Source organism: Marinilabiliales bacterium (assembly GCA_007695015.1).
In the GTDB taxonomy this organism is placed as follows: domain Bacteria; phylum Bacteroidota; class Bacteroidia; order Bacteroidales; family PUMT01; genus PXAP01.
The window spans coordinates 1-17,284 of the sequence record REEN01000085.1; the positions used below are offsets into that span (position 1 = coordinate 1).

Sequence of the window (17,284 nt, forward strand, 5' to 3'; positions counted from 1 at the left end):
TTCCACTACCTGAAGGGCAACCTGCTGGCCGGTACCGGACTGGCGGTGGCGACGGCCGTGATCACGGGGGCCTTCATTATTGGCGATTCGCTGAGCAGCTCCCTCGAAAGGGCGGTCATCATGCGGCTAGGCGGCATAACCCACTCGGTAACGGCCGGCGAGAGGCTTTTTACCATGGAGATGGGCGACAGGTTCGCCGGGGAGAGCGGTCTCCGGGTTTCGCGGGCCCTTATTGCCGAAGGGATGGCAATATCAGGCGACGGCAACCGGCGGCTCAACCGCGTACAGGTAATAGGCGCCGACGATAATTTCAGCCCCCTGCTGGGAAGCGGACTTGATTATGGAGCTACCGGACCCGGTGAGGTGATCGTTAGCGAAAACATGGCCGGCCGGCTGGAGCTGGAGGTTGGCGATTTCTTCATGCTGCGCATGAAAAGGGCCGGGGTGATCCCGATGAACACCCCGCTGGTATCCGACGCCGACCAGTCCGTTACCCGCAGGGTCATGGTGGCTGCCATAGCCGGCGACGACGATTACGGACGCTTCAACCTGCGTGTTTCGCAAACGGCGCCATTCAATGTCTTTGTAAATGCCGGCTGGCTGAACAGCGTGATGGGCCTTGACGGCATGGCCAATATCCTGCTTATGGCTCATCAAGACGCTGCTGACGGCGAGCTTGAAGAGCACCTGGCAGCCTCATTCCGCCTGGAGGACGGCAACCTGTCGGTCCGCGCCGTTGAGCACAAGGGCATGATAGAGATAAGCTCCGAAAGGGTGTTTATCGAAGAGCATGTTTCTGAGAGGCTGGGTGCTGTTTTCCCTGACGGCGACCGTGTGCTTACCTATTTTGTCAACTCCCTTGAAAAGGGCGATAATGACACACCCTACTCATTTGTTGCTGCTACCGGGCGACGGCCTCTCGAACCGGGTCAGGCGGTAATAAACGAATGGCTGGCAGCTGACCTTGGCGCGGGTGCCGGCGACACGCTGCTGATGCGCTACTGGGAAACGGGTACGCGGCGCGAACTGACCGAACAGGAGACGAGCCTGGTGGTTGTAAGAGTTATCGGCATGGATGAGGCTAAGGCTGACAGCGTGCTGATGCCCTTTCTGCCCGGGTTGTCGGACGCGGGGAGCTGCAGGGACTGGGACGCGGGGATACCGGTGGAGCTCGGGCGGATAAGGGATGCTGACGAGGATTACTGGGATGATTATCGCGGAACTCCCAAAGCATATATATCACTGGAAGAGGGACAGAGGTTGTGGACCAACAGGTTTGGCAACCTCACCTCGGTGTGGCTGCCGGGCGGGGAGGATGATATCGCGGCAGTGCGCGAAACTATTGAATCAGCCGTTGACCCGCTGCAAATTGGATTCCAGGTAAATGAGCTCAGGGAGCATGGATTGCAGTCCGCCGCTGCCGGGGTCGATTTCGGGATGCTTTTCGGGGGACTCGGCTTTTTTGTGATGCTGGCGGGGGTAATGCTCTTTTTCCTGCTGATGCTTTTTAACCTCGAAAAAAGATCCGGGCAGGTAAAGCTCTTCTCATCCCTGGGATATTCGCGGGGACTTATCAGGAAGATCTACCTGGCCGAAGGGATGCTGGTGGCTTTTGCGGGCAGCATTGTCGGACTTCTCCTGGCGGCGGGATATGGTGAGCTTGTGAGGTACGCACTCACGGGCGTATGGCAGGATATAGTGCGTACCGAGCTGCTGGTGCTGGTCGTCAGGCCCTCTTCGCTGGGATGGGGACTGGCAATTTCGCTCTCGCTGGCACTGCTGGTGATCACCCTGGGCATAAACAGGTATATCCTCAAGGGGCCGGGACAGGAAGGGCGCTCCCGCGAAGGAGTACCTGCCGATAACTCAGGGGAAGAGACCTCCCGCGAGGGAGTGCCTGCTGGAACCACCGGGAAAGGAAGCTCCCGCGAGGGAGTGCCTGCCGATAACTCAGGGAAAGGGAGCTCCCGCATAGGCATTCCATTAATAAACAGGATAAAGTCCCTGCTTTACACGGGCGGTCCGGATGGATTCTTTGGCGGACTGGTGCCGGCGGCGGCATTGCTTTGTGCGGTTGGGGGACTGGCAATTCTGGCCCTGCAGGTTCTCTCAGGAAGCTATACCGACCCGGTTAGCTTTTTTGCTGCCGGGGCCCTGTTTCTGGTGGCGCTTCTGCTATTTTCACAGACGGTCCTTACCCGTATTGAAAAGAGTGGATTTACCAGGATTGACATGACCCGGCTGAGCATTAAAAACCTTTCCAGGAACAAAACCCGCAGCCTGTCGGTTATAATCCTGCTCGCTCTCGGTATGTTCGTTATCATAGCCACCGGTTCGTTCAGGAAGGATGCCGCCATGGAAGAGATGCACCCCGAAGGGGGGACCGGAGGATTCCTGTTCGTTGCAGAGGCCACCGTGCCCGTCCTGCGCAATCTCAACACCAGGGAGACCCGGCTTGATCTTAACATCCCTGAAGGGGTCTCTTTCGTACAGTTCATGGCCGGCTATGCCGACGATGCAAGCTGCCTGAACCTCAACGAAGTGCCCAATCCCCGCATACTTGCCGTCGATCCCGGTCTTCTTGAAGGGAAGTTCAGCTTTGTAACCGGAACGGAGTGGCTGGACAGGGAGAACCCGTGGAAGAGCCTCGGTAAAGAACTGCCCGGGGGTAATGGTGGCCGGACGGCCGCTGGCAACAACAATGGCACCACCGGTGCGGGAGGAGACGGTCCGGCAGAAGGCAGGCTATCTGTAACCACCGGCCAGGCGTCGCAACCCTCCGGCGCCTCAATCTCCGTCATCCCGGCCATTGCCGACCAGGCCGTTATACAATGGGGACTGAACAAAAGGGTTGGCGACACGCTCTTCTATACCGATGAACGGGGCAGGGAGATCGGACTGCTGCTGATCGGGGGACTGGCTAACTCGGTGTTCCAGGGCAATGTGATCGTTTCAGAGGAGCACTTCCTGGGGCACTTCCCGTCAACAAGCGGCAGCAGCTTATTCCTGGTCGATGCTGCACACGACAGGGAGGAGGAGCTTCGCGAAGAGCTTGGCTTCATCTTCAGCGACCACGGATGGGAAATGACAACCGCGTCAGAGCGCCTGAATGAATTCAACTCCGTAGAGAACACATACCTCGGCATCTTCATGATGCTGGGTGCGTTGGGGGTGCTGCTGGGTGTCGCGGGACTGGCCGTGGTGATGGCACGAAGCATTGCCGAAAGAAGGGCTGAAATAGCGCTTTACGCATCGCTGGGCTATAAAAGATCGCAGATCATCTCGGTCATACTGCGCGAATACCTGGTATTGCTGGGATGGGGACTGGCTGTGGGGGTGCCTCCCGCGGTGGTTGGGGCCCTGCCCTCTCTCCTCCCGGGAACACAGCAGATGAACCACGCCTTCCTGGCTATGATCATTGCGGCGATATTCCTCCACGGGGTGTTCTGGATAGTGGCAACCTCACTGCTGATGATCAGGGGCAGAAGCCTTACCGCCGCCCTGCGCAATGACTGATCCATCACCCTGCAATGACTGATCCATCACCCTGCAATGACTGATCCGGCACTCCGCAACAGCTGACCGGCAGGCTTCGCAATTAAAGGGATTTTCCCGGCTTCATCACTGCAGGCCCGGTTCGCAACCACTTAAAGTCCGCTATGCTCCTTAACATTGGCTTAACATACCGGTAACATATTGTTAAATATTTATTAACCCCTCCTGTTTGGTCGGTGGCATCTCTTTGAATTAGATTTACTGTTGCTAAAGTATACTTCACAGAAGATGTCATCAGTTCCCTATATCCCTGTTGTTCAAAGCACTTCCAAATCCAAATTGATTGAGTGGATTTCGGTTGCATTCCTGGTTTACCTGCTGCTCACCGCTGTAGGTGCAATCGGCGACGGGTTCAAGATTGCATCGGCAGGCAGGGCCGAGCAGCTTTTCACATTTGCTTCCAACCCCCTTATCGCACTTATAATTGGAATTGTAGCAACATCCCTCATCCAGAGTTCAAGTACAGTAACCTCAATAATTGTCGGAATGGTGGCCGGCGGCATGCCTATCAGCATTGCCATCCCCATGGCCATGGGAGCGAACATTGGCACATCACTTACCAGCACCATTGTCAGCCTGGGCCATATACGAGACGGAGAAGAGTTTAAGAGGGCCTTCTCGGCCGCGACAGTTCATGACAGCTTTAACCTGCTGGCAGTTGCTATATTGCTGCCGGTAGAGCTGCTGTTCAGTCCTCTCGAAAAAGCATCGGCTGCAGTATCATCCCTGTTCATAACCGGTACTTCAAGTCAGCTGGCAAGCTTTAACCCTGTCGGCGCTATGCTTGCCCCGGCATCTGATGCATTGGGTAAATCTGTCTCATGGTTGCCGGGCATCTGGTCCGGTGTCATATTGATAGTTATCGGTATCGTATTGATTCTTTTTGTTGTAAAAACCATCGCCAGGGTTCTGCAAAAGGTAATGGTTGGGCGCGCCAAAGAGATAATGCATCGTACTGTAGGGCGCGGGCCCCTTTCGGGGATGAGCGCAGGCGGTATAATAACAGTCCTTGTCCAGTCCTCCTCCACGACCACGGCGCTAATAGTGCCTATGGCAGGTAGCGGACTGTTCTCATTAAAACAGGTGTACCCGTTTACCCTGGGCGGAAATGTAGGAACCACCATAACGGCGCTTCTTGCCGCGGTGGCCATAACCGGCCCCCTTGCCGTGCTCGCCCTGCAGATAGCCCTGGTTCATCTGTTTTTCAACCTGTTTGCGATCGGCCTCATATACTCCATACCCATCCTTCGCAACATACCGGTTTGTATGGCCGAATACCTGGCTAAAATGGCACAACGCAACAAACTTTATGTGGTGGCATATATCGCCGGGGTGTTCTTCCTTGGGCCTCTCACCATACTGGGAATATTCAGGCTGTTTTAAGCCACGGTATTAAGACTCCATTACCTCCTTTAAAATCGTGCCCGAATCGGATAAGCCTTCTCAAACACCTTCTAATCTATCATGAAGCTCACGCTCTGATGACGGCTCACAGGTATTTTGCAATCTGATCCCGGGGAACGGTCTCCTGGCTGCCGGTCTTCATGTTCTTAACGGTAACAGTTTTCTTCAGCGCTTCCTCTTCCCCGATAAGGGCAACAAAAGGAATATTGCGGTTATTGGCATACTGCATCTGCTTTTTAAGCTTGACGCTGTCGGGATAAAGCTCGGCGCTGATTCCTGATTTGCGGAGCTTCTCCAGGAGCGGAAGGCAGGCTTCGGCCTCTTTCTGACCGAAATTTACAAACATCAGGCGCGTTGATGCCGATACGGCTGTCGGGAAACCTCCGGTCTGAACCAGCACGTCGTAAATGCGGTCGGCCCCGAAAGAGATGCCGACACCCGACAACCCTTCAAGTCCGAATACCCCGGTAAGGTCGTCATAACGGCCTCCGCCGCAGATACTTCCTATCTCCACATCGGCCGATTTAACCTCGAATATGGTGCCGGTATAGTAATTCAGTCCCCGCGCCAGGGCCACATCAAACTCAACCCTGTTCTTAATTTCAAGCAGTGCGAGCATGTCAAGCACCTCCTTCATCTCACGGGTGCCTTCACGGCCAGGCCCGTCCTCCTCAAAAAGTGAGGCCAGCTCCTCCAGCTTCCGGCTGTTGCTGCCGGTCATGCTTATCACAGGCTTCAGTTTTTCTATCGCTTCAGGAGATATACCTTTTTCCGTCATTTCACTGCATACCGCGTCAATTCCAATCTTATCAAGCTTGTCTATTGCAACGGTCATGGCGGTCAGTTTGTCCTCCTGACCGGTCATGCCGGCAATGCCAGCAAGTATCTTCCTGTTGTTCAGCTTTATCACAACATTTATGTTCAGCCTGACAAACACATCATCGATAATTTTTGCAAGCTCTGCCTCATTCAGCAGGGAATCGCTGCCTATCACATCAACATCGCACTGGAAAAATTCACGGTAACGGCCTTTCTGTGGCCGGTCGGCACGCCAAACCGGTTGTATCTGGTACCGTTTGAAGGGGAAGGTCAGTTCATTGCGGTGCTGTACCACGAACCGGGCAAAGGGTACAGTAAGGTCGTAACGGAGGCCACGGTCGCAGATCATATTTGCAAGCCGGCCGCTGTCGCCTGAGCCTCTCTCCTCCATCGGCAGCTTGCCCATGAAATCGCCTGAATTGAGAATTCTGAACAGCAGTTTGTCACCCTCCTCCCCGTATTTGCCAAGCAGTGAGGAGAGGTTCTCCATGGCCGGTGTCTCTATTGGCACATAGCCATAAAGATCAAATACGTTCCTGATGGTATCGAAAATATGGTTTCTCCCTGCCATCTCATCTGGCAGGAAATCACGGGTTCCCTTTGGCACCGAAGGTTTTTGCGACATGGGTGTTAATTATTTATTTCTAAGCCGGCAAAGATAGCATAAATTGAAAAAAGACCCTGCCTGGCTAAAGGACACCTGGCAACAGGGGTCCCGTGTCTGTCATTTTCCAGTTACAGCCGGGCTCCTGATCAACTGATGAACCTTATGCATAACGGATACCTGAAACGGACACCCTCGTTGGCCTTGACAGCCGCGATCACGGTTATTATAAGCCTGAAAAAGAAGAGTGCCACAAGTAACGGTATACCGACAAGAGCCAGGATAAGTATTGCCGAAATAATGTAATAGATAAAAATTGAAATATTGAAATTAATTGCCTCCTTGCCCTGGTCATCTACAAGCTCATACTGGTCCCTTTTCATTGCCCAGGTAATAATAGGTCCGATAATGCCGCCAAAAGGTATGATATACCCGGCAAAAGCACTCAGGTGACAGAACATTGCCCATGTCCTTTCATTCTGCGGGTGTTCGTCGATTCTTTCCATTTTAGCTGATTTAAGTTATTGAAGTTTTATGGTAAACCGGGTTCTGTTCCGGCATCGCCCATTATGATGTCAGTTTCCTGTAACGTATACGTTTTGGCCCCCCATCTCCCAGCCTTTTACGCCGGTTTTCCTCATACCCGGAATAGCTTCCCTCAAACCAGTACACCCTTGATTCACCCTCGAATGCCAGTATATGGGTTGCCACCCTGTCGAGAAACCACCGGTCGTGGGAAATGATGACCGCGCAACCGGCGAAGCTTTCAAGACCCTCTTCGAGCGCCCTTAAGGTATTAACATCTATATCGTTGGTGGGCTCGTCAAGAAGAAGGACGTTGGCATTCTCTTTAAGGGTAAGCGCTAAATGCAGCCTGTTGCGTTCACCGCCCGATAGCACCCCGCATTTCTTCTCCTGGTCGGCTCCGGTAAAATTGAACCGCGCTACGTATGCCCTGGCATTCATTGAACGTCCTCCCAGTTGAACCAGCTCGCTGTTGTCCGAAATAACCTGGAATACGGTCTTTTCCGGATCAATCGCCGCATGAGCCTGGTCAACATAAGCAACTTTTGCAGTATCACCAATGGCAAACTCACCTTTATCAGGTTTCTCCGAACCCGTTATCATCCTGAAGAGGGTGGTCTTTCCTGCTCCATTCGGGCCGATTACACCGACTATCCCGGCAGGCGGCAGCATGAAGCTTAACTCTTCGAACAGCAGCTTGTCACCATATGCCTTTGCAACATTCCTGGCCTCGATCACCTTATCACCAAGCCTGGGGCCATTGGGAATGAATATTTCCAGCCGTTCCTCCTTCTGCCTGACATCCTCGTTCAAAAGTTTGTCATATGCCGACAGCCTCGCTTTTGATTTGGCTTGACGCGCTTTGGGGGCCATCCGTACCCACTCCAGCTCCCTCTCAAGTGTTTTCTGCCTCTTGCTGGCCGATTTCTCCTCCATGGCAAGCCGCTTTGACTTCTGCTCCAGCCATGAGGAGTAGTTCCCCTTCCATGGGATGCCCTCACCCCTGTCCAGCTCTAGTATCCAGCCCGCAACATTGTCGAGGAAGTACCTGTCGTGGGTAATGGCAATGACAGTACCATTGTACTGCTTCAGGTGCTGCTCAAGCCACTGGACGGACTCGGCATCGAGGTGGTTGGTGGGCTCATCGAGCAGCAGTATCTCCGGTTCCTCGAGCAACAGCCTGCATAAAGCCACCCTGCGGGCTTCTCCGCCTGAGAGGTTTGTGACGGGACTGTCACCATCCGGGCACCTGAGTGCATCCATTGCCCGCTCAAGCTTATTGTCAAGCTCCCATCCTCCAAGGTTATCGATCTTCTCGGTAAGCTCACCCTGGCGCTCTATCAGCTTGTTCATCTGATCATCATCCATAGGCTCTGCAAACCGCATATTGAGTTCTTCATACTCTGCCAGCAAACCTGCCACACCGCTCACACCATCCATCACATTTTCGCGGACTGTCTTTGAGAGGTCAAGCACCGGTTCCTGTTCCAGCATGCCCACCCTGTATCCCGGTGAAAACACCACTTCACCCTCTGTTGGCTTCTCACTGCCGGCAATTATTTTAAGCAGGGTTGACTTGCCCGATCCATTGAGGCCGATTATCCCGATCTTCGCCCCATAGAAAAAGGAGAGATAGATGTTGTTCAAAACCTTCTTGTGGGGCGGCCAGGTCTTGCTTACCCCGACCATTGAGAATATTACCTTCTTATCGTCACTCATAAACTACTGGATGTTAAGTACAACTTGGCTGGTTCATGCTCTTTAACCGGATACCTTTCACAAAGATATGAAAACCCTGTCATTGTAACCCATTGACATGTTGTTGTCCAGGGAATAATTATTTAGACCGATACAAAGATACACTGTCACAGTTTTTTATTACATTTGAGATATTAAAACAGGTCTGGCTGAGGTAACTGATACGGCCGGCAAAAGGGCGGAAAATGAACATTTTAAACAGGCTGGCAGTATTATTGAGCTCCGGATTGCAGAAAAAATACGATGAACGTCTCGTAACCAAGGTCGTATTTATCAACCTGCTCAGCCTTGCAGGCTTCATCCTTTTTCTCGCCTTCGGCATCATGGCGCTTCTGAGGGGTGAATACTTTTTTGGTGCAGCTACCATTGTATCATCAGCCCTGTTATTATCAAGCATACATTATGTAAGGAAAACCGGGAAATATATCAATGCTGCCAAGTTTAACCTGACCCTGGTCATACTGGTGCTTTTTACAATGTTTGCATCAGATCAGACCGACAGCTCGGTGATCATCTGGTTTTCAGCCCTCCCTGTCCTTTCAGTTATTATCCTGGGTATCAGGAATGGAACTGCAGTGTCGCTCACCTTTCTTATTGTAATCATCCTTTTCTTCATTCTGCCCGAGACAATGGTTTACAGGCCTGATTTACCTGCGATGTTCATCATAAGGTTTTTCGGTCTCTATTCGGCCATGTATGTTGTCGCCATCATATTTGAACACTACAGGATGAGCTATCTCAAGGCCCTGGAACTGAAACTTCTTGAAGCCAGGAATGAGACCAGGCTGAAAGAATCATTTATCAGCAAACTTTCTCATCAGATCCGTACACCATTGAGCAATATTATGCTTGTAGGCCATATGGTGAATAAGGTGAACCTCACGCCCGAACAACGGGAAATGATGGAAACCATTATTGCATCTGCAAATAACCTCGTCAGTACAATTGAGAACATTGCAGAGATTACCGAAGTCGATATAGAAAGTGAGAAAAGATCAGAAAAGACCCGTTTCAACCTTCTCTCAACCCTTGAAAGCTCAGTCAGGCTCTTCACAGTCCAGAAGGAACCAGTTGTGGATTTTAACCTTTCGGTAGGTGACAAGCTTAAATCCCAGGAACTGGAGGGAGATCCGGTCAGGCTGAAACAGGTGTTCCTTAACCTTATTGAGACAATTCTGAAGAACAAGAGACCGGGGAAAATCAACATCAATATCCTGGCCGACATCCATGGTCAGATATCCGACATTACGGAGATCAGATTTGAACTGCGTACAGACAAACCCATTAACCTGGTTCAGCCGGAAAGAGCATATGCCAGTGGTGGGTCGGGGTTTATTGACCAGAATTACGGTGGTTTTAACACCAATCTTGATCTGAATATAGCCCGGAAGATAATAATACAACTGGGAGGAAAACTTCATGTCCTGCAAACAAAGGACAAAAACCAGGTATTTCTCTTTACCCTCCCTTTCAGGGCAGCGGCAACAATGGCACCTTCAGGAAAAGCTGCCGTAATGGCTGACAAAGAGAAGGTAGCTGATACGTTGAAAGCCGGGGAAAAACTCAGGGATGCCAACCTGCTCCTTGTGGAAGACAACACCATTAATCAGAAAATTGTAGTATTAAGCCTGAACAAGTATATTAAGAATATAGATGTTGCAAACAACGGTAAGGAGGCACTGGATAAGTTTGGTACATCTAAATATGATGTTATCCTCATGGATGTGCAGATGCCGGTTATTGACGGATTTGTTGCAACAAGGAAGATACGGGAGATTGAAGCCACCACCAAATCCCATACCCCGATCATTGCCATAACTGCAAATGCTCTTCACGGCGACAGGGAAAAATGCCTGGCTGCGGGCATGGACGACTACATAAGCAAACCCTTTCAGGTAGAGGTTCTGGTAGAGAAGATAAGAAGCCTCCTTCCGGGCAAAAGCTGACAGGCACTGCCTATGCATGGTCCAGCCCGGGCCTGATGCCGATAACCAGTATATCATCAACCTGCTCCTGGCTGCCCATCCAATGGATCATGCTATCCTCCAGCATATCTTGTTGCTGACTGGCGGGAAGTTTGTGTATATTGAGCAGCAGGTGCCTGAACCTCCTGAACTTGAATTTTTTGCCATCCACCCCCCCGAACTGATCCGGATAACCATCAGAGAACAGGTATATCATATCATCCTTTTCCAGGTGAATAGTATGGTTGGTAAAGGTTTCTCCGATCAGATCTTCCATAATGCCAACAGGAAAACGATTGCCTTTCACCTCGGTTATTGACATATCCCTTATCAGATACATGGGCGAGAAAGCCCCGGAAAACTCAAGTAATGATTTGCCGCGGTCAATCACAATGAATCCTATATCCATCCCGTCGCGGAATGAATAATCCTTCTCACCTTCCGAGTCAAATATCTTGGAGAAATCGACATTAAGTTCGTTCAATATACCGGCGGGACTTTCAATACCTTTGACATTGATTATGTTCCTGAGAAGTTCGTATCCTATTATTGACATGAAAGCACCGGGAACACCGTGGCCGGTGCAATCAACCACAGCAACGAAAACTTTATCCCTTCTCTTGCTTACCCAGAAAAAATCACCGCTGACAATATCCTTGGGACTGTAAAAGATGAATGAATCGGGAAAATGCCTTTGCAGCTGGCGGGATTTAGGCATCATAGCCATCTGAATTCTGCGTGCATAGTTTATGCTGTCGGTAATATTCCGGTTCTTTAGCGATAATTCCTCTTTCTGGCGTGCCACCTCCTGTGATGCCTGCTCTTTTTCCCTCAGGACCTGGTTGGCCGTCCGAAGCTGAATGGTGCTGAACATTACAATTATGTATATAAGTCCCAGTACTGTAATGCCATAAAAACCATATGCATAACCCGACATCCACCAGGGTGTTACTACTACGATCCTGAACGATGCTCCCTCTTCGTTCCATATACCGTCATTATTTGATCCCCTTACCCTGAACATGTATGTACCGGGGGGCACCCTGTTAAATCCCGCAACCCTCCTGGTACCCGGGTATATCCAGCTATCTTCCAGTCCTTCAAGTGTGTATGAGTACCTGTTCCTGTTGGGCCTGGTGAAATCAAGGGCTGCAAACTCAATACTGAATGAATTCTCATAAGGTTGCAGTATGATCTCTTCAGTTCCTGTTACCGGAACAAATCTCTCATATCCTGGCGCCTGTACCTCAAAAGATGTAATTGCGACAGGCGGTATATTATCATTGTACAGGATTGAATCAGGATAAAAACTGTTAAACCCTGATACCCCGCCAAAAAATATTTCACCATTCTCACTTTTATAGACTGCTCCCAGATTAAACTCATAATCCTGCAACCCATCATCCACGTCAAAGCTTATCACTTCAAAATTATCAGGATCAAACCTTGCAATTCCGTTGTTTGTGCTCAACCAGAGCCTGCCGTTATCGTCTTCGGCAATAGCATAGATCAAATTGTCGGGCAGCCCCTCGAGTTCAGAAAATACCATGAAAGATCCGGTGCGGGGAAAGAACCTGTTGAGTCCCGCAACAGTCCCTATCCACAGGTTACCACCGGCATCTTCATGAATTGCAGTTACCTCATTATTGCTCAGACTGAACCGTCCCATATCAGGGTTTTTGAGATAACTGATAAAGGTCCGGGCCTCCCTGTCGTACCGGTTCAACCCCCTGGCAGTTGCCAGCCATATATACCCGTTGCTGCATTCTTTGATGTCGTGGACCTGGTTGGATGATATGGAGTTTACATCGTCGGGGTCATGAAGGTATTCAAACATTTCACCATTGTCAAAAGCATAAAGTCCGTTCCGGGTGGCAACCCACATAACCTGCCGGGAGTCCTCCATCACAGAATACACCCGGTTGGATTTGAACACTGAGCAGTCACCCGGGTCGTCTGACGGGCAATAGGGAACAAAGCCAATGTCCTCGCCAAGGTATATATCAAGTCCGTCACGTGTTCCCAATATCAAGCTCCCGTCACTGCGCCGGAATATGACATGAACGAAATCATTGCTTATCCTTCTTGAGGTAGCGGGTGACATAGAAGAGTAGTGCACGGCATCGATCGCAGTTCTTTTTATCCTGAAGAGCCCTCCACCCCAGGTGCCGACCCAGAGTTCATCATCACCTGCCAGACTGATTGATGCGATGATCCTGGCAGCAGGAACAGCCCCGGGCATATAGTCATGGACACTGTAAGACCTGAACTTGTTCTTTGCATCTGCCATGAACAAACCGCCAAGTGTGCCCACCCACAAATTGCCCGAATTATCCTCAGTAACCGAGGTCACCTCCACATTCAAAAATGGCGTAACACCGCGGCCGGAAGTAAAAGTCCCGAACTCGCCGGAAACCGGCGAAAATGAAAAAAGCCCCCCGTTGGTACCTGTCCACACGGTACCATTAATGTCTTCATAGATATGGTTAATGTGATCTATTTCGCTGCCGGCAGGTATATAACTGCCGGGGAAGAACCTGACGAATTGCTGTTTACCCGGATGAAAAATATTCAGTCCGTTGTCCGTACCTATAAGCAGATCTCCTCCGGAAGTTTCAAAGACTGCCCGCACGTTATTGCTGCTTATTGATCCCTGATCATCCCTATCATGCCGGAATACCTGAAAATGCCCGCCAATCCTGTCAAATAGCAGCAACCCGTTATGAGATCCGATCCATAAACGACCCCTGGAATCCTCATAGATAGGTTCGCCCCCGTTCTCTTCCGCCCACCCTGGTAAAGGGTCAAAAGACGCTGTATTTTCAAACACACCCGAAGCCGGATCAAATCTGTCAAGGCCAAGTGGAGTTTTAATCCAGATTGCACCACCGCTGTCCCGGAATAGTCCTGTTACCCTGTTGTGATTCAATGAATACCTGTCACCAGAATCGTGCCTGTACACAGTAAAGGTTTCACTTTTCCGGTCAAACACATTCAGGCCGTCATCAGTGGCCACCCATAAATTACCCCGGTCATCTTCAATAACAGAGTTGATGGTACTGTTTGACAACGAGCTCCTGTCAGACGGCTGATGCTTGAAAGTCCTGAAACCGTAACCATCAAACTGGTTGAGTCCGTATTGGGTCCCAACCCAGAGGAACCCGTAGGAATCAAGGATTATGGAGCTCACCGATATCTGGGATAACCCATCCTCCAGGCTGTATCTGACAATCCTGATATCCCTGCCGGGAGTAGTAAAACTACTGGTAAAGACAAAAACAAGCAACATCATTGCTGCCAGGAACAGGGTGACTTTCCCTGCAAACGGTCCGGGCAGGCAGCCATCTCTGTTATGTTGGGAAAACCGGCAATTATTCACTGTCAGCAAGACTTTTCTGTTATATCCCGCTAATTTACTATTTATAGAACAATCAGTGATAAATAGCACAAAAAAACCGGCATTTAAATGCCGGTTTGCTGGTGATATATATCATTATATTCCTGCCTGTTTTTTAAACCAGTCGAGCGGATGCGATGTTGGCCTCTCTATTGGCAATCCGTATGCCCTGTCCCAGCAGAGCGAAGCAAGAACACCAAGAGCACGTGATACGCCGAACAGTACCGTATAAAAATCAAACTGCTTTATTCCATAATGCATAAGAAGTACACCTGAACCGGCATCAACATTTGGCCAGGGGTTCTTGATCTTGCTGATGCCGCCCAATACCTCCGGAACCAACTCATACAGGCAGGTCATTGTTATAAGCCAGGGATCATCAGGAAGGTATTTCTGTCCAAACTCAAGCTGGGCGGCAAATCTCGGATCCGTCTTCCTGAGCACAGCATGTCCGTACCCCGGAACTACCTTTCCGTCTTCTATCTGCTGCAATACATACTTCCTGATCTTATCCTTGTCATCACAGGCGGGTCCGATCTCTTCAATCATATTGAACATCCACCGGATAACCTCCTGATTTGCAAACCCGTGCAGCGGACCTGCAAGTCCGGTCATGCCTGCTGCATATGCATAATAGGGATTGCTCAAAGCAGAACCTACCAGATGGGTTGCGTGGGCTGACACATTTCCTCCCTCATGATCTGCGTGTAGAAACATATAGAGGCGCAACAGGCGGTGGACCTCATAATTATCAAACCCCATCATATGTGCGAGGTTTGCTGCCCAGTCGAGCGACGGATCAGGATCAATCTGTTTGTTATCATGATACATCCTGCGGTAAATATATGCTGCAATCCGGGGAAGTCTGGCTATAAGGTCCATCACATCTTCGTAGGTTGTATCCCAGTGTTCCTTTTTGCCAAGACCGTCAAGGTAAGCGGCCATGAACTTCGAGTCCCTGGCCATTGCCAGGATTGCTGCTGAAAACTGGACCATCGGACGGGTATCTGCCGGGAAAGAATCAATTATCCTGTACACGTATTCCGGCACTTCGGCACGGGACGCCCAATCGCTGCTGAGGGCATCAACATCTTCCATTGCCGGCAGTTCATCAAGCAACATAAGGTAGAACAATCCTTCAGGCAGGGGCTCGCCTTCAGGGTTCTTTTTGGGAAGTTTTTCCCGTAACTCGGGTATGGAATAACCCCTGAAACGGATACCTTCCTCGGGATCAAGCTTTGAAGTATCACACAACAGGCTCACTGTACCTTTCATTCCTGTAAGTACGCTCCCTATGGTGACCTCGCCAATTACCTTGCCGGAATGCTCGCTAAGTAATTCCCTGAACTCTGCAACCCTGGGCAGGGCCTTATCAACAAACTTCTTCTTTATTGGATCCATAGTATACAATTATATGATAAATGTCATAAAAACATAAAGCTAACAAAAATCATCTATTATGCAAAATATAATGAGTCAGGCAAGGAGAATAATATCAGATATTCCCGTGCAACAAGGAGCGGATGCGTGACAGTCAGGTGGATGCACGGCAATAAAGAAACCGGGAGCTTTACGGCCCCCGGTCAATTTATCTGGAAAAACCGGTCTGCTATTTATTTAAATATTTGAAGCTCCTGCCGGGGTATTTTGCCAGATCGCCAAGGGTCTCCTCAATCCTGAGAAGCTGGTTGTACTTGGCCACACGGTCTGACCTTGAAGCAGAACCTGTTTTGATCTGTCCCGTATTAAGCGCAACTGCAAGATCGGCAATAAAATTGTCTTCTGTTTCACCTGAACGGTGAGAAATAACCGATGTCATCTGGTTCTGTGTTGCAAGCTGAACGGCATTTATCGTCTCTGTAAGAGTGCCGATCTGGTTTACCTTTATCAGGATTGAATTGGCTGATCCCTCATCAATACCCCTCTGAAGCCGTTTCACATTTGTTACGAAAAGATCATCGCCAACGAGCTGAACTTTGTCACCTATAGCTTTGTACAGGGCGTTCCAGCCTTCCCAGTCATCTTCATCAAACCCATCCTCGATTGATACTATCGGATATTTCTCAGCCCACTCTTTCCAGAAATCAACCAATTGAAGATTGGTAAAGGTCTGTCCGGTTGACTCAAACTCATAAACCTTCTTCTCCTTGTTATAGAATTCCGATGCCGCTGCGTCGAGTGCAATAACAATATCATCGCCAGGTTTGTATCCTGCCTGCTTTACAGCTTCAAGAACCACCTCGATAGCCTCTTCATTCGAGCCGAGGTTTGGGGCAAAACCACCCTCATCGCCAACGTTGGTAGAATGCCCGCTTTTTTTGAGTACATTTTTAAGGTTGTGGAAAACTTCAGCACCCATGCGCAGGCCTTCTGAGAAAGAAGATGCGCCAACAGGCATGATCATGAACTCCTGGATATCAATCTTGTTGTCGGCATGTGATCCTCCGTTAAGGATGTTCATCATGGGAACCGGGAGAGTATTGGCATTGACGCCTCCTATGTACCTGAAAAGGTCCTGTCCGGTTGATGCGGCAGCTGCACGCGCAACGGCCAGGGAAACACCAAGGATTGCATTGGCTCCGAGCTTACTTTTGTTATCTGTCCCGTCCAGCTTTATCATGGCCTCATCAATCCCGTTCTGATCCTGGACATCCCATCCGGTCAATTCATCATTTATAATGGTATTGACGTTATTAACTGCATTTTCAACGCTTTTACCAAGATAATTTGATTTGTCGCCATCACGCAGCTCAACTGCTTCGTGAACCCCGGTCGAAGCACCTGAAGGCACGGCTGCACGTCCGAAGAATCCGCTTTCGGTTATGACGTCAACTTCGACAGTTGGATTCCCTCGGGAATCAAGAATTTGTCTTGCATGTATCCGGGCAATTTGTCCCATAGCTTTAAAATTTTAGGTGTTTAAAAAATATTTAACTGGTCATATTGTTGTTCGCTCTACCCTGCCAGAAAAAAAGGACAAGGATTAATATCCTTATCCTTCTCACTCTTAAGGTATCTTAAATATTATTGTCAGGTTTTCTGCTCATCGGAAGTTTTTTCATCCTTTTTTCCCTCCTCTTCTGCAGGCTCCTCTTTCTTCTCCTCTGCTGCAGGCTCTTCTTTCGCCTCTTCTGCTGCAGGCTCCTCTTTCTTCTCCTCTGCTACAGGCTCTTCTTTCGCCTCTTCTGCTGCAGGCTCCTCTTTCTTCTCCTCTGCTGCAGGCTCTTCTTTCGCCTCTTCTGCTGCAGGCTCCTCTTT

The 17,284-nt window shown here is 50.0% G+C and carries 9 protein-coding genes and 1 pseudogene; 3 read left to right on the forward strand and 7 right to left on the reverse strand.

From position 1 onward, the window contains the following. Both EA408_11945 and EA408_11950 read left to right on the forward strand, forming a co-directional pair. Window positions 1-3,516 (forward strand): FtsX-like permease family protein (locus EA408_11945; protein ID TVR69983.1); only part of this gene is annotated, 3,516 nt, incomplete at its 5' end. Between the two features lie 267 nt (window positions 3,517-3,783). Beyond that, entirely contained in the window at window positions 3,784-4,938 is a 1,155-nt protein-coding gene (locus tag EA408_11950) for a Na/Pi cotransporter family protein (GenBank protein ID TVR69984.1), read from the forward strand. Window positions 4,939-5,044: 106 nt separating this feature from the next. On the opposite strand, the gene EA408_11955 is transcribed toward EA408_11950, so the two are convergent. The 3 genes from EA408_11955 to ettA all read right to left on the reverse strand — a co-directional run bounded on the left by EA408_11955 (window position 5,045) and on the right by ettA (window position 8,626). Continuing rightward, complete coding sequence (locus EA408_11955) at window positions 5,045-6,403, reverse strand: histidine--tRNA ligase (GenBank protein TVR69985.1); 1,359 nt, start codon at window positions 6,401-6,403, stop codon at window positions 5,045-5,047. Between the two features lie 128 nt (window positions 6,404-6,531). Next, entirely contained in the window at window positions 6,532-6,888 is a 357-nt protein-coding gene (locus EA408_11960) for a DUF4870 domain-containing protein (GenBank protein ID TVR69986.1), read from the reverse strand. A 61-nt stretch (window positions 6,889-6,949) separates the two neighbouring features. After that, complete coding sequence (ettA, locus tag EA408_11965; GenBank protein ID TVR69987.1) at window positions 6,950-8,626, reverse strand: energy-dependent translational throttle protein EttA; 1,677 nt, start codon at window positions 8,624-8,626, stop codon at window positions 6,950-6,952. Between the two features lie 224 nt (window positions 8,627-8,850). Here ettA and EA408_11970 point away from each other — a divergent pair, with 224 nt between their 5' ends. Then, complete coding sequence (locus EA408_11970; protein ID TVR69988.1) at window positions 8,851-10,611, forward strand: response regulator; 1,761 nt, start codon at window positions 8,851-8,853, stop codon at window positions 10,609-10,611. Between the two features lie 10 nt (window positions 10,612-10,621). On the opposite strand, the gene EA408_11975 is transcribed toward EA408_11970, so the two are convergent. The 4 genes and pseudogenes from EA408_11975 to EA408_11990 form a co-directional block, all read right to left on the reverse strand. Further along, window positions 10,622-14,017: a hypothetical protein gene (locus EA408_11975; GenBank protein TVR69989.1), complete on the reverse strand. Its 3,396-nt coding sequence runs from the start codon at window positions 14,015-14,017 to the stop codon at window positions 10,622-10,624. 105 nt (window positions 14,018-14,122) lie between these two features. Continuing rightward, complete coding sequence (locus EA408_11980; protein ID TVR69990.1) at window positions 14,123-15,427, reverse strand: citrate (Si)-synthase; 1,305 nt, start codon at window positions 15,425-15,427, stop codon at window positions 14,123-14,125. A 208-nt stretch (window positions 15,428-15,635) separates the two neighbouring features. Next, entirely contained in the window at window positions 15,636-16,925 is a 1,290-nt protein-coding gene (locus tag EA408_11985) for a phosphopyruvate hydratase (protein ID TVR69991.1), read from the reverse strand. A 173-nt stretch (window positions 16,926-17,098) separates the two neighbouring features. Beyond that, window positions 17,099-17,284: pseudogene (locus EA408_11990) on the reverse strand (cytochrome c family protein).